The sequence below is a fragment of the Variovorax soli NBRC 106424 genome, from assembly GCF_001591385.1.
In the GTDB taxonomy this organism is placed as follows: domain Bacteria; phylum Pseudomonadota; class Gammaproteobacteria; order Burkholderiales; family Burkholderiaceae_C; genus Variovorax; species Variovorax soli.
In genome coordinates this window covers 1-12,911 of record NZ_BCUU01000123.1, presented here as the reverse complement: position 1 = coordinate 12,911, position 12,911 = coordinate 1, and the positions used below count along the sequence as shown (strand labels likewise).

The following is a 12,911-nucleotide window of genomic DNA, read 5'->3' as shown; positions in this document are numbered from 1 at the left end:
CGCGCCACCTTCATCATGGCGCGCCGCCCCCAATGGCGCGCATGCCCTCACCCCGGCCCTCTCCCAGGGGGAGAGGGAGAAATTCGGATTCAGCGTGTACCGGGGGTATAGATCTTGTCGAACTGGCCGCCATCGTTGAAGTGCACCTTCTGCGCTTCGCTCAGGCTGCCGAACAGTTCCTGCACGGTGAACAGCTGCACCGGCTTGAAGGTGGCGGCGTGCTTCTTCAACACGGCTTGCGAACGCGGGCGCAGGGCATGCTTGGCGGCGATTTCCTGGCCTTCTTCCGAGTACAGGTAGTCGAGGTAGGCCTTGGCCAGTTCGCCCGTGCCCTTCTTGGCCGTGGTGCGCTCGACCACCGCCACCGGGTTTTCGGCCAGGATGCTGATGGACGGGTACACCGAATCCACCTTGCCGGCGCCGAATTCACGGTCGATGGACACCACTTCCGATTCGAAGGTGATCAGCACGTCGCCGATGTTGCGCTGCAGGAAGGCAGCGGTGGCATCGCGGCCGCCGCGCGCCAGGATCGGCACGTTCTTGAACAGCTTGCCCACGAACTCGGCGGCCTGCGCATCGCTGCCGCCCTTCTTCTTCACGTAGCCCCAGGCGGCCAGGTAGGCATAGCGGCCGTTGCCGCCGGTCTTGGGGTTGACCACCACGACCTGCACGCCGGGCTTGATCAGGTCGTCCCAGTCCTTGATGCCCTTGGGGTTGCCGTTGCGCACCAGGAACAGCATGGTCGAGGTGGTGGGCGCCGCGTTGTCGGGAAACTTCTTGGCCCAGTCCTTGGCCACCACGCCCTTGTCGGCCAGGAACTCGATGTCGGTGGTGGTGTTCATGGTCACCACGTCCGCTTCCAGGCCGTCGGCCACGGCGCGCGCCTGGGCGCTGGAGCCGGCGTGCGACTGGTCGATCTTGACGTCCTTGCCGGTGGTCTTCTTGTAGTGCGCCACGAAGGCGGCGTTGTAGTCCTTGTAGAACTCGCGGGCCACGTCGTAGGACACGTTCAGCAGGCTGTTGCCCTGCTGCGCAAAGGCGGGCATGACGGCGGCGGCGGCCAGGGCGAAGGCGGCAAGAATTTTTCTGGTTCTGGTGGTCATGGATGAGCCAATCGTTCTGCGTTGAAAGAGGAAGGTGCCTGCACGGGCGCCGCAACCTGTGCGCCCCCGTGGGTCAAGGACTGGAACAGCGCCTGGCCGAGGGGCCAGGGGCCGTGTCCCGAGTCGTGGTCGATATGCCCCGCATTCTGCATACGGACGAATTCGCTGCCCCAGGCGCGGGCAAAGGCGCCGGCCAGGCGCACCGGGCAGCCCGGGTCGTTGCTGCTGGCCACCATCACGCTGCGGTACGGCAGCGGCGCATGGGGCACCGGCGCAAAGCTGGACGTCTGGGCCCGCCGCTCCGGATCGACCGGTGCCACGAGCAGCGCGCCGTGCACCCGCGCCGCCGCCGCCTCGCCCAGGTGGGCGGCGGCGATGCAGCCCAGGCCGTGTGCCACCAGCAGCACCGGCGCCTGCGCCGACAGCACCAGCGCCTCCAGGGACTGAAGCCACGCTTCGCGGTGGGGCGTGGTCTCGTCGGGCGGGGTGAACCAGTGCGCGCCGGCCAGTTCGCCAGCCCACAGGCGCTGCCAGTGGCCGGCGTTGGCGTCTTGCCAGTCGGGCACGAAGAGGGTCTGGAAGTGGCTCACAGGCTGTGGAAAGAGGTTCGAGCCTGGGATTGTCCGAAGCATGCCTCGGATAACAAACGAATATCTGTTTGTTTGTTTATGGGTAAATTCGCATAAAGAAAATTTCCAACTGATCTGACGCGAGTGACTTGCGTTGCTTTCGGTGATAGCATTGATATCAACTCATTTGTCGGGAGATTCCCATGCCCAGCCTGATCGTTCGCAGCGTGGACGACGCCATCGTGCTGTCGCTGAAGGAACGCGCAGCCCGTCATGGCCGCAGCATGGAGGCCGAGCATCGCGCCTTGCTGGCCGAGGTTCTGCTCAAGCCTCGCCGTCGCCCGTTGGCCGATGTGCTGGCCTCCATGCCCCCTGTGGGACTGGATTCCGATTTCGAGCGCGTCCAGGACGGCAAGGCTGCACGTGTATTTGATTGACATCAACGTCATCAGCGAAGCGCGGAAGGGCCGCGCGGCCGATGAGGGCGTGCAGGCGTTCTTGCGTGAAAGCGCCGTACAGGGCACGCGGCTGTGGCTGTCCGCCGTGACGGTGGGTGAACTGCGCCGCGGCGTCGACCTGATTCGACATCGCGGCGATCACGTGCAGGCCCGGCGGCTGGAGTCATGGCTGACCGACATGATCGAGGAATACCGCGAGTTCATCCTCCCTTTCGACTTCGATGCCGCGCAGATCTGGGGCCGCCTGCGCGTGCCGCATCCCGAGAACGGCCTGGACAAGCAGATTGCCGCCACCGCGCTGCTGCACGACCTGACGGTGGTAACGCGCAATACCCGCGATTTCGCCGACACGGGCGTGCGCTTGTTCAACCCGTTTTCCTCCGCTCCTTGACCATGGCGCGCCCGACGAAGAGTCCCGCCGCCAGGTTGTAAAAAGGCCATTGCGCCTAGAGAAGCTCTTCGTCCACCATCGCCGCGAGCACGGACAGGCGCAGCCTGCGTCCCCAGTTCAGGGCCGGCTCGCGGGCCAGCACCACCTCGCCTTCGCCCTGCTGCGACACCCATTGGAGGCTGCGCAGTTCGCTGCTGCCACCCTGGGCGCGCAGTTGGTAGGCCTGCGGCAGACGCTCTCCCCGCATCAGCGAGGCAGCCTGCGCGGCCAGCACGGGGCTGTCCACGATCAGCACCATCTCGGTGTTCAACTGGGCGGAGCGCCTGTCCATGTTCATCGAGCCGATCGACAGCCACCGCCCGTCCACCACCGCCAGCTTGGCATGCAGGCGCCCGAGCGATGCGCGGCGGGGCGCATCGGCCGGCGGCTGCGCCTGCCCCGGCATCAGCTCGTAGAGCGCCACGCCCATGTCCAGCAAGGCCGTGCGGTAGCGGGCGTAGCCGAAGTGCACCAGTGGCTCGTCGGTGGTGGCCAGCGAGTTCGTCACCAGCGACACGCGCACGCGCTGCGCCACCGCGCGCAAGGCCCGCAGACCATCTTCACCCGGCACGACGTAGGGCGACGCCAGAAACACCTCCGACGATGCGCCTTGCATCAGCTCCAGCTTGGCGCGCATCACCGCGCCGTCTTCCCGGCGCCCGGTGGCTGCCTTGCCGGGCGGATCGGCGACCACCCGCACGGGTGCCAGCGTCAGCTCGACCTTGCCGCTGCGCAGTTGGGCGGCGACGCAGGCCTGGCCCAGCTCGTCGCGCTCTGCCGCCCTCGGCTCGGCGCCGATGCCGGCGACCTGAACCCGCCCATCGAAGGCCAGGCGCGCCGCTTCGCCCTGTTCGTCCGGCGCGGCCAGGCTCTGGACCGGATAGGCCTGCTCGCTGTTCCAGTAGTCGTCGAACACCGCCGACATGCGCGCCACCGCCGGGCCGGCGGTCAGCACGTCCAGATCGATGAAGTGCGCCGGCTCGCTGCGCTCGAAATAGGCATCGGCGATGTTGCGGCCGCCGCTGATGGCGAATGCGTTGTCCGCCACCAGCAACTTGTTGTGCATGCGGCGGTTGATGCGCGAGAACTCGCGCAGCGACAGCAGCGTGCGCCGCGCAACGCTGCCGTCGCGCGCCGGCAGCGGGTTGAAAAGACGCACCTCCACGCCGGGCTGGGCAGCCAGTCCCGCCAGCAGGGCCTCTTCCTCGCCGGCATACAGGTCGTCCACCAGCAGGCGCACCCGCACGCCGCGCGCACCGGCGTCGCGCAGCTCGCGCAGGAACTGGCGGCCCGAGGCGTCATCGGCAATGTGGTAGTACTGCGCGTCCACGCTGCGCTGGGCCATTTGCACCAGCGCGATGCGGGCTTCGAAGGCCTGGACGCCCGCCGGCAGCAGGCGCAGGCCGGAGCGCCCTGCCGCGCCCTCTTCCTGCTCGCCGAGCGATGCCTCGGCCATGGCGCCCAGTGCGGTGGCGGCCACATCGTCGATGCGCTGCGAGGGCGTGCGCATGACCTCCTGCGGCAGGCTGGAGCAAGCGGCCAGGAACGCGACCAGCAGGAACAGGAACCAGCGGCGAAGGCGGTGCGAAAGCATGGGTGGAATCTAGACAGGCGGCCCACATTCCACGAGTCAGCAGTGCGCCCAACCTGAGTGAAATAGTTCACACTGCGTCTTCCAGCCAGAGCCCGGCCTCCGGGTCTGCCAGAGCCATGACTGCCGATGCCGCCGCCGACGATGACGCGGGCAACCGCCTGCCGCAGGCCTTGCTCCAGGCCGTGGGCTCACGCGGCCAGGTGCGCAGCTTTCCGGCGCATGCCATCCTGATCAACGAAGGCGACAGCACCGACTCGCTCTACATCGTTCTCGCCGGCCGGGTGAAGGCCTACGCCAGCTCGGAAGACGGGCGCGAAGTGGTGCTGGCCGAATACGGCCCCGGCGAGTACTTCGGCGAACTCGCCCTCGACGGATCGCAGCGCTCGGCGTCGATCCAGGCCATCGAGCCGTGCAGCTGCCGCGTGGTGCAGGCGCAGGAGCTGCAGGCCTTTCTTGCCGAGTACCCGGCGTTCGGCGCGCACCTCACGCGCAAGCTGATGCACATGGTGCGGCGGCTCACGCGGCAGGTTCGCAGCCTGGCGCTGCAGGATGTGTACAGCCGCGTCGTGCACCTGCTGAGCGAACTCTCGGACCCCGCAGGCGGCACCGAGCGGGTGGTGCGCCACCGGCTCACGCAGCAGGACATTGCCGACCGCGTCGGATCGTCGCGCGAGATGGTGAACCGCGTGATGAAGGAGCTGGCCGCCGGCGGCTACATCGCCCGGCGAGAAGGCCGCATCGTGCTGCTGCGCAAGCCGCCCGCCGCCTGGTAGCTGCATGCAGACGGCGGATCAGATCGAGTAGTCCAGCGGGTCGGCGCCACTCATGTTCTCCGCCAGGAAGTCGATCAGCTTGCGCACCGCCGGCACGAGCGCGCGCCGCTGCGGAAACACCGCATGGCAGATGCCCGGGTGCGGACCCCAGCCGGGCAGCACCTCCTTGAGGCGGCCGTTGCGCAGGTCGGTGCGGCACATGTAGTCGGGCAGCACCCCGGCGCCCGTGCCCGCCAGTACCGCGAACTGCAGGGTGGCCAGGTCGTCGGCCAGGTAGCGCGGCGCGTGGTGCAGCACGTGCGTCGCACCGCCCGGCCCTTCCAGCCGGATGGACGCGCGGCCGTCGCCGGCCGCGGACATGGCCACGGTGTCCAGCCGCTCCAGGTCATGGGGTGTGCGGATGGGGCCTTGCCGGCGCAGCAGTTCGGCGTTGGCCACCAGCAGGCCGCGGCTTTCGCCGAAGCTTTTGGCCACCAGGGTGGCGCTGTCCTCGATCTGCGGGCGCACGCGCAGCGCGATGTCCACGCCCTCTTCCACCGGGTCCACCGGCCGGTTGAGGATCAGCATTTCCACCCGCACGGCCGGGTAGCGCTGCATGAAGCGCGGCAACAGCGGCCCCACGGCCGCCTGCGCCAGCGTGACGGGGCAGCTGATGCGCACCGTGCCGCGCGGCTCTGTCTGCACCTGGGCCACCGCCTCGGCCGCCGCCTGGGCGGCATCCCGCATGGCGACACAGTGGCGCAGGTAGAGCTCGCCCGCCGGCGTGAGCGACAGGCTGCGCGTGCTGCGCTGCAACAGCTGCACGCCCAGCTGCGCCTCCAGGTCGGCCACGCGGCGCGACAGGCGCGACTTGGGAATGCCCAGCGCCCGCCCAGCCGCCGCAAAGCCGCCGCGCTCGGCCACCTCGGCGAAATAGACCATGTCGTTCAGATCCTGCATGGCGCCCTCCTTTTCCTTTGGAAATTGATCGTCGTCCTATTTTTGGAACAATCTAAGTCAATTTCGCCGTCTTATCAATCAATCGCCACATAAATAGACTTCTCTCCATGCCGACACATCACCGCGTCGGCCCCAACCAAAGGAAGAGAGCAAGTCATGAAGCTGCTGCACGTTGATTCGAGCGTCCTGGGCGCCAATTCCGTTTCGCGCCGTCTCACCGCCAACACGGTGGCCGACTGGGTTGCCACCCGTCCCGGCACCGAAGTCCAGTACCTGGACCTGTCCGTCTCGGCCCCCAGCCACTTCGACGCCGATTCGCTGGGCTTTCGCCTGCCCGAGGGCACGCCACTGAGCGAGGCGCAAAAGCGCGAGAACGCGGTGTCCGAGCAACTGGTGAGCCAGTTCCTGGCCGCTGACGTGGTCGTGGTGGGCGCGCCGCTGTACAACTTCTCGATCCCCAGCCAGCTCAAGGCCTGGATCGACCGCCTGGCGCAGCCCGGCCGCACCTTCAAGTACACCGAAAAGGGCCCGCAAGGCCTGGCCGGCGGCAAGACGGTGATCGTGGTCTCGACCCGCGGCGGCATCTACTCCACCAGCGAAGCCGGCCAGGCGGCCGAGCACCAGGAGAGCTACCTGAAGGTGGTGTTCGGCTTCTTCGGCATCACCGACGTGCGCTTCGTGCGCGCCGAAGGCCTGGCCATGGGCGAACAGCAAAAGGCCCAGGCGCTGGAAGCCGCTGCCGGCGACATCCGCCGTGCGAGCACCGAGGCTGCCAACCAGGAAAGCGCCAAGGCTGCTGCCTGATCCTGCTTTCGCCTGTAAATAGACAAGGCTCCGAGCCCGTTCGACAACGGGCTCGGAGCCTTTTTTCTTTGGACCCGGGCCAGTTGGAGGTCAAGCCACCGCAGCAGGCCGCTGATTCACGGACAAGTCCAGTTCGTAGCCCAGGGCGGCAAAGGCGTCGGCCAGGGTGTCGATCTTGGTCGTGTGGTGCAGATCCAGGATGCGTGTGACTTCCTGTGCCTTGATCCCCATGCGGCGAGCCAGGTCGATCGGCCGCGTCTTGCTTTGAACGATTCGATTGAGCAGTTCCACCTTGGTGGCGATCGAAGGAGGAAGCGCCACGACCTCCTCGCCGCGCCTGGACTTGGTTGGCGCAGGAACCGCACGGCCATCCTCGAAATAGAAATCCATGGCGGTGACCAGCGCGTCGCGCGCCATTTCCCGGGCCTCTTCGAGGGTGTCGGCCTGCGTGATGGCTTCGGGGATGTCCCGGAACGTGACGACGTAGCCCCCTGCCGGATCGGGCTCGAAGCGAGCCGGAAATTTCAACATAGCTTTTCCACCTTTCATCGCGCCAAGAAAAGCGCATGGGGCTACAGCAAAGATCAGGTCAGACGGCAAGGCCCCGCAGGGCCTGCCCGGTGACTCAGTTCAAGCCCAGTTGCTTCAAGATGGCCCGTCGCGTGCCTTCCTTCAGTTCCTGGGAGGGGTGCCGCGGCAGCGTCGAAAACTTGCCCTGGTAGCGCAGCTTCCAATGGTTCGTTCCGTTCGTCACCTCCACCCCTTGCGATTCAAGCCACCGCTTGAATTCGCTGATCTTCACTTCCCTCCCTGCGTTGTTCTGACGCCGGAAGAATAAACAATTTTGCTTGTTTATACAAGCATTTTTGTTTACAAGAAGGTGGCTTGCCAAACGGCCCGCAGGCCGGTCTCGCCCAGGCCAGCGTCAGGCCGTGTGCGCCTTCACCCACGCCACGTACTTCTCCACCCAGCCCTTGAGGAACTCGCGCGTGGATTCGACCGTGACGTGGCCCTTGTCGTCGATCAGGCCTTCCTTGTTCTGCACGAAGGCCTCGGGCTGGCCCAGCGTGGGCACGTCGAGGTAGGCCAGGATGTTGCGCAGGTGCTGCTGTGCCAGCGCCGTGCCCAAGGCGCCGACCGAGATGCCGATGACGCCCGCCGGCTTGCCGGCCCAGGCGCTCTGGCCGTAGGGGCGCGATGCGTTGTCGATGGCGTTCTTGAGCACGCCGGGAATGGATCGGTTGTATTCGGGCGTGACGAACAGCACGCCGTCTGCCGCGGCGATTTCGCTCTTGAGGCGCCGTACCGATTCGGCCTGGTTGCCGTCCTGGTCCTGGTTGTACAGGGGCAGGTCGTCGATGCGCACATGCTCGAAGGTCACGCCGGCCGGGGCGAGGTTGGCCAGCGCGAGGGCCAGCTTGCGGTTGAGCGAGTCCTTGCGAAGGCTGCCGATGACCACGGCGATCTTGAGTTGGCTCATGCGGTAAATCTCCAAAAAAAAGAGAGAGGGTTGAGGGGATTCGAATTGATATTCAAGGCACGGGCCGCGCGTTCTGCAGGCTCGCCTGCGTCACGCTCGCACCCGGCGGCACGTCGGCCGTGATCCACACGTTGCCGCCGATGGTGGCGCCGCGCCCGATGGTCACGCGCCCGAGGATGGTGGCGCCGGCGTAGATGACCACGTCGTCTTCCACCACGGGGTGGCGCGGCAGGCCCTTTTGCGGGTTGCCGTCCGCGTCCGTGGGAAAGCGCTTGGCGCCCAGCGTCACGGCCTGGTACAGCCGCACCCGCTTGCCGATGATGGCGGTCTCGCCGATCACCACGCCGGTGCCGTGGTCCATGAAGAAGCCCGCGTCGATGCTGGCGCCGGGGTGGATGTCGATGCCGGTCTGGCTGTGCGCCAGTTCGGCCACGATGCGCGCCAAGAGCGGCAGGCCCAGCCCGTACAGCTTGTGCGCCAGGCGGTGGTGGATGAGCGCGAGCACGCCCGGATAGCACAGCAGCACCTCGTCCACGCTCTGCGCCGCCGGGTCGCCCTGGTAGGCGGCGAGCACGTCGCTGTCCAGCAGGCGGCGGATGGCCGGCAGCTCCGCGGCAAAGGCGCGGATGGCGGCCGTGGCCTGTGCGTCGACCTCGGCCGCCTGCGGGCCGCCGTGGCGCACCTGGTACGCCAGTTCCAGGCGCGCCTGCGTCTCCAGGCAATGCAGCGCCGAGTTGAGCGTGTGGCCCACATAGAAATCCTCGCTCTCGTGGCGCAGGTCGGGCGGGCCCAGGCGCATGGGAAAGAGCGCGCCCTTGAGCTGCTCGATCGTCTGCGCCAGCTGGTCGCGCGACGGCAGTTCGCGGCTCACCGGCTCGCGGGGCCGGTTCTGCGAATCGCGCCATTCGCCGCGCACCGCGCGCAGCGCCGTCACGATATCGCCCACATCGAATTGAGACATTCCATCCTCTCATCGGGCGCATCCGGAGCGCCCATGAGTGGATGGTAGGCCGGTTTGAAATCGGGCGTTGCCGCGAACCTTGCGAGGCCTTTCAGAGCTTGGCGATGGACACCTCGGTGGCCTTCACCAGCGCCACCACCTCGGAGCCGATGCGCAGCTGCAGCTCGTCGATGGAGCGGGTGGTGATGACGGAGGTGACGATGCCGAAGGGCGTTTCCACATCGACCTCGGAGAGCACGTCGCCGCGGATGATTTCGCGCACGCGGCCCTTGAACTGGTTGCGCACGTTGATGGCTTGGATGGACATGTCGAGGGTTCCTTTTTGCGTGAGTGAGTGAGTGGATCGATGAAGAAATAAGGCGCTCAGACCGCCCAGCGCAGCGCATGCGCCGCCGGGCCGAGCCATGCGGTGTCGTTGGCCGGTGCCGCTTCGGGCTCCTTTTGCAGCACCCGGTCCAGGATGCGTTTTTCCAGCGCCGCGAATGCCGGGTCGCCCTGCGAGCGGGGCCGCGCCAGGTTGATGGCTTCGTCCAGCGCGATGCGCCCGTCCTCGATGAGGATCACGCGGTCGGCCAGCGCCACCGCCTCCTGCACGTCGTGCGTGACCAGCAAGGCCGTGAAGCGATGGCGCTGCCACAGCGACTCGATCAGCCGGTGCATCTCGATGCGGGTGAGCGCATCCAGTGCGCCCAGCGGTTCGTCCAGCAGCAGCAGGCGCGGCTGGTGCACCAGGGCGCGGGCCAGGGCCACGCGCTGGCGCTGCCCGCCCGACAGGCGCGCCGGCCATTCGCCTTCGCGCTCGGCCAGACCCACCTGCGCCAGCACTTCGGCGCCGCGTGCACGCGCCTCGTTCGGCAGGCCCAGCGTCACGTTGTCCAGCACGCGGCGCCAGGGCAGCAGGCGCGCCTCCTGGAACATGATGCGGACCTCTTCGCGCAGGCCGTCGATGGGCTTGCCATCGGCCAGCAACTGGCCCTCGCTGGCCTGCTCCAGCCCGGCCACCAGGCGCAGCAAGGTGCTCTTGCCGCAGCCGCTGCGCCCGACGATGGCGATGAACTGCCCCGGCTCGATGGACAGCTGAAGATGCCGCAGCACCTCACGCTGGCCGTAGCGCTTGGTCAGGCCCTGCGCCTGCAGGCGCACGCCCTCTTCCCGTTCGATGGCAACTGCTTCGCTCATGCGCCCTTCCCCTGGTAACCCGGATGCCAGCGCAGCCAGCCGCGCTCCAAGGCCCGTGCAAAGACGTCCGCCACCTTGCCCAGCAGCGCGTACAGCAGGATGCCCACCAGCACGACATCGGTGCGCAGGAACTCGCGCGCGTTCATCGTCAGGTAGCCGATGCCCGCCTGCGCCGAGATGGTCTCGGCCACGATCAGGATCACCCACATGAGGCCCAGCGAGAAGCGCAGCCCCACCAAAATCGACGAGGTCGCGCCGGGCAGGATCACTTCCTTGTAGAGCTGCCAGCGCGTGAGGCCGTAGCTGCGCCCCATCTCGATGAGCTGCGGATCCACGTTGCGGATGCCGTGGAAGGTGTTGAGGTAGATCGGGAAGAACACCGAAATCGAGATCAGGAAGATCTTGGCCGTCTCCTCGATCCCGAACCACAGGATCACCAGCGGAATGAGCGCCAGCGCCGGCACGTTGCGCACCATCTGCACGGTGGAGTCGAGCAGCGTCTCGAAGAAGCGCACCGAGCCGGTGAGCAGGCCCAGCAGCAACCCGGCACCGCCGCCGATGGCCAGGCCCAGCAAGGCCCGGCCGGCGCTGATCTTCAGGTGCGCCCACAGCTCGCCCGAGAGCGTGAGTTCCCAGGCGCAGCGCAGCACGTCCAGCGGCGCCGGCAGCACGCGCGCCGAGAGCCAGCCGGCGGACGACGCGACCTGCCAGGCCACGACCAGCGCCAGCGGCACCAGCCAGGGCACCAGCCTTCGCCCCACGGCACGGGCCAGCGCACGCAGCGCGGCCAGGGCCGGGGCTGCTTCCACCACCGCGGGCGAGCCAATGGCTGCGGATGCCGGAAGCGTCGAGAGTTGTTCGCTCATGCGGTGGGCTCCCGGCGGCTCAGATGGCAAAGCGCGGAAGGACCCGCGTGCGGGGGTGCCGCCGCGGCAGGCCCCACGCCTGGGCGGTGGTGCGCATCACCTGGACGATGCGCCAGCGCACGTCGTTATTGCTTCTCCTGCTGCTGTTGAGGTCTTGCATGGCAAACGCTCCTTCAGGCCAGGCCCGCGGCCGCAGCCTCGAGCACGTTGATCTTTTTCGGAATGAGCTTGAGCCCGTAGAAGGTGTCGGCAATCGCCTGCTGCTCGGCCAGGATGGCCTTGGTGATGGGCCCCACGCCGAACACGGTGCGGCTCGTGGTGGCCTCGCCCACCGAGCGCGACAGGCCCCACAGCTGCGCCAGCTCGGCCCCCAGCGCGGCCTTGTTCGCCGCGCCCCACACGTCGACCTGGTTGATCTCGTCGATCAGCACCTTGATCACGTCCTGGTTCTTCTGCGCGTAATCCAGCGACGAGAAGTAGTAGGCGCGGTTGTTGACCACGCCGGTGGCATCCACCAGCCGGCGCGCCTCCAGCGCCTCTTCGGCAGCGGCGCTGAACGGGTCCCAGATCACCCAGGCGTCGACCGACTTCTTCTCGAAGGCGGCGCGCGCATCGGCCGGCGGCAGGAAGACGACGTTCACGTCGCTGTAGGCCAGGCCGTTCTTCTCCAGCAGCTTCACCAGGAAGTAGTGGACATTGCTGCCCTTGTTGAGCGCGACCTTCTTGCCCTTGAGGTCGGCCGCCGACTTCAGCGGCGAATCCTTGGGCACCAGCACCGCCTCGGACTGCGGGCGCGGCTGCGTGGCGGCCACATAGGCCAGCGGCGCACCGGCGGCCTGCGCGAAGATGGGCGGCGCCTCGCCCACATCGCCGAAGTCGATGGAGCCCACGTTGAGGGCTTCCAGCTGCACCGGCCCGGCCGTGAACTCGGTCCACTTCACCGACACGCCCAGCGGTGCCAGGCGCTTTTCCAGCGTGCCGCGGCCCTTGAGCAGCGAGAGGGTGCCCTTCTGGTTGCCGACGCGAAGCTGGCGGCCGGCCTGTGCCTGCGCCTGCGACAGGCCCACGATGGCGGGCAGGCCCAGGCCCGCGGCCGCGGCGGCCTGGATGAGTCGGCGGCGTTGTGTCGAAACGGTGTGATTCGTCATATCGATCCTTGCAATGCGTGTTGTTCGAGGCGCGAGTTCTCCCGCGCGGCCCGGTGGGCCGCGTCGAAGGCAAAGCGCGAAATGGGTGAAAGAGAAGGCTGCCGCGGCCAGTACCGGCCACGGCGCGACAGGCCTCAGGCGCTACATCGCACCTGGGAAAAATGCACGGGCTCGAAAGCGGCGGATGGCGGCAGGCGCAGGCCCTCGGTGGCCAGCGCGGCCACGCTGTCGTCCAGGCGTTGCGCCAGCTCCGCCTGCAGGTGGTAGGCGCCCTCGGGCGTGAGGGTCACCTGCGAATCGGTGGCATAGACGCCGGCCAGGATGTGCCGCGCCGCCAGCGACTGCAGCACCGGCCGCAGCGCGTAGTCCAGCGCCAGCATGTGGTGCGGGCTGCCGCCGCTGGCCAGGGGCAGCACGGCCTTGCCCTGGAGCGCCGATTGCGGCAGCAGGTCGAGAAAGACCTTCAGCGCACCGCTGTAGGCAGCCTTGTAGACCGGCGTAGCCACCACCACCGCACGGGCGGCCGCCAGCTGGTCGGCGGCGCGCTGCAGCGCCGGGTGCGAGGCATCGGCGGCCAGCAGGGCCTGCGCCGGCAGGTCGCGCACGG

The 12,911-nt window shown here is 67.7% G+C and carries 18 protein-coding genes; 4 read left to right on the top strand and 14 right to left on the bottom strand.

Annotated elements, in window-relative coordinates; genetic code table 11:
* Positions 1-89: 89 nt before the first annotated feature.
* On the bottom strand, positions 90-1,103 hold the full coding sequence (locus VSO01S_RS23605; RefSeq protein ID WP_068645229.1) for a sulfate ABC transporter substrate-binding protein: 1,014 nt from the start codon (positions 1,101-1,103) through the stop codon (positions 90-92).
* Positions 1,100-1,735 (bottom strand): RBBP9/YdeN family alpha/beta hydrolase, encoded by a 636-nt coding sequence (locus VSO01S_RS23600; protein ID WP_068645228.1) that lies wholly within the window; start codon positions 1,733-1,735, stop codon positions 1,100-1,102. The genes VSO01S_RS23605 and VSO01S_RS23600 overlap by 4 nt, the downstream gene beginning before the upstream one ends.
* Before the next feature lie 140 nt (positions 1,736-1,875).
* Between VSO01S_RS23600 and VSO01S_RS23595 the strand changes: the two genes are divergently transcribed.
* Both VSO01S_RS23595 and VSO01S_RS23590 read left to right on the top strand, forming a co-directional pair.
* On the top strand, positions 1,876-2,109 hold the full coding sequence (locus tag VSO01S_RS23595; protein ID WP_068645227.1) for a FitA-like ribbon-helix-helix domain-containing protein: 234 nt from the start codon (positions 1,876-1,878) through the stop codon (positions 2,107-2,109).
* Positions 2,096-2,521 carry a type II toxin-antitoxin system VapC family toxin gene (locus VSO01S_RS23590; protein WP_084242074.1) on the top strand — a complete coding sequence of 142 codons (426 nt, stop codon included), beginning with the start codon at positions 2,096-2,098 and terminating at the stop codon, positions 2,519-2,521. Before VSO01S_RS23595 ends, VSO01S_RS23590 begins: the two co-directional genes overlap by 14 nt.
* Positions 2,522-2,576: 55 nt before the next feature.
* Here VSO01S_RS23590 and VSO01S_RS23585 read toward each other — a convergent pair whose 3' ends face one another.
* Positions 2,577-4,154, bottom strand: a complete 1,578-nt coding sequence (locus VSO01S_RS23585; protein WP_068645225.1) for a phospholipase D-like domain-containing protein — start codon at positions 4,152-4,154, stop codon at positions 2,577-2,579.
* Between the two features lie 116 nt (positions 4,155-4,270).
* Here VSO01S_RS23585 and VSO01S_RS23580 point away from each other — a divergent pair, with 116 nt between their 5' ends.
* Positions 4,271-4,927 carry a Crp/Fnr family transcriptional regulator gene (locus VSO01S_RS23580; protein WP_068645224.1) on the top strand — a complete coding sequence of 219 codons (657 nt, stop codon included), beginning with the start codon at positions 4,271-4,273 and terminating at the stop codon, positions 4,925-4,927.
* A gap of 18 nt (positions 4,928-4,945) precedes the next feature.
* Here the strand turns inward: VSO01S_RS23580 and VSO01S_RS23575 are convergent, their stop codons facing one another.
* Positions 4,946-5,866 (bottom strand): LysR family transcriptional regulator, encoded by a 921-nt coding sequence (locus VSO01S_RS23575; protein ID WP_068645223.1) that lies wholly within the window; start codon positions 5,864-5,866, stop codon positions 4,946-4,948.
* Between the two features lie 156 nt (positions 5,867-6,022).
* Between VSO01S_RS23575 and VSO01S_RS23570 the strand changes: the two genes are divergently transcribed.
* Positions 6,023-6,670, top strand: a complete 648-nt coding sequence (locus VSO01S_RS23570; RefSeq protein ID WP_068645222.1) for an FMN-dependent NADH-azoreductase — start codon at positions 6,023-6,025, stop codon at positions 6,668-6,670.
* Between the two features lie 90 nt (positions 6,671-6,760).
* Here the strand turns inward: VSO01S_RS23570 and VSO01S_RS23565 are convergent, their stop codons facing one another.
* From VSO01S_RS23565 to ssuE, 10 genes are all read right to left on the bottom strand, one after another.
* Entirely contained in the window at positions 6,761-7,201 is a 441-nt protein-coding gene (locus VSO01S_RS23565; RefSeq protein WP_068645221.1) for a type II toxin-antitoxin system HicB family antitoxin, read from the bottom strand.
* A gap of 94 nt (positions 7,202-7,295) precedes the next feature.
* Positions 7,296-7,472: a type II toxin-antitoxin system HicA family toxin gene (locus VSO01S_RS23560; protein WP_068645220.1), complete on the bottom strand. Its 177-nt coding sequence runs from the start codon at positions 7,470-7,472 to the stop codon at positions 7,296-7,298.
* Positions 7,473-7,595: 123 nt separating this feature from the next.
* Positions 7,596-8,150, bottom strand: coding sequence for an NADPH-dependent FMN reductase (locus VSO01S_RS23555; protein ID WP_068645219.1), 555 nt, complete (start codon positions 8,148-8,150; stop codon positions 7,596-7,598).
* Between the two features lie 52 nt (positions 8,151-8,202).
* Complete coding sequence (epsC, locus tag VSO01S_RS23550; protein WP_068645218.1) at positions 8,203-9,111, bottom strand: serine O-acetyltransferase EpsC; 909 nt, start codon at positions 9,109-9,111, stop codon at positions 8,203-8,205.
* Positions 9,112-9,202: 91 nt separating this feature from the next.
* Positions 9,203-9,418 (bottom strand): TOBE domain-containing protein, encoded by a 216-nt coding sequence (locus VSO01S_RS23545; RefSeq protein WP_068645217.1) that lies wholly within the window; start codon positions 9,416-9,418, stop codon positions 9,203-9,205.
* 56 nt (positions 9,419-9,474) lie between these two features.
* The gene (locus VSO01S_RS23540) at positions 9,475-10,290 is read right to left on the bottom strand and encodes an ATP-binding cassette domain-containing protein (RefSeq protein ID WP_068645216.1); all 816 of its coding nucleotides are present in this window, start codon (positions 10,288-10,290) and stop codon (positions 9,475-9,477) included.
* Positions 10,287-11,156 carry an aliphatic sulfonate ABC transporter permease SsuC gene (gene ssuC, locus VSO01S_RS23535; RefSeq protein WP_068645215.1) on the bottom strand — a complete coding sequence of 290 codons (870 nt, stop codon included), beginning with the start codon at positions 11,154-11,156 and terminating at the stop codon, positions 10,287-10,289. Before ssuC ends, VSO01S_RS23540 begins: the two co-directional genes overlap by 4 nt.
* Positions 11,157-11,175: 19 nt before the next feature.
* Complete coding sequence (locus VSO01S_RS27340; RefSeq protein WP_153305397.1) at positions 11,176-11,316, bottom strand: hypothetical protein; 141 nt, start codon at positions 11,314-11,316, stop codon at positions 11,176-11,178.
* Between the two features lie 13 nt (positions 11,317-11,329).
* On the bottom strand, positions 11,330-12,304 hold the full coding sequence (locus VSO01S_RS23530) for a sulfonate ABC transporter substrate-binding protein (protein ID WP_068645214.1): 975 nt from the start codon (positions 12,302-12,304) through the stop codon (positions 11,330-11,332).
* A gap of 134 nt (positions 12,305-12,438) precedes the next feature.
* The coding region (gene ssuE / locus VSO01S_RS23525; RefSeq protein ID WP_068645213.1) for an NADPH-dependent FMN reductase at positions 12,439-12,911 on the bottom strand (473 nt) is incomplete at its 5' end.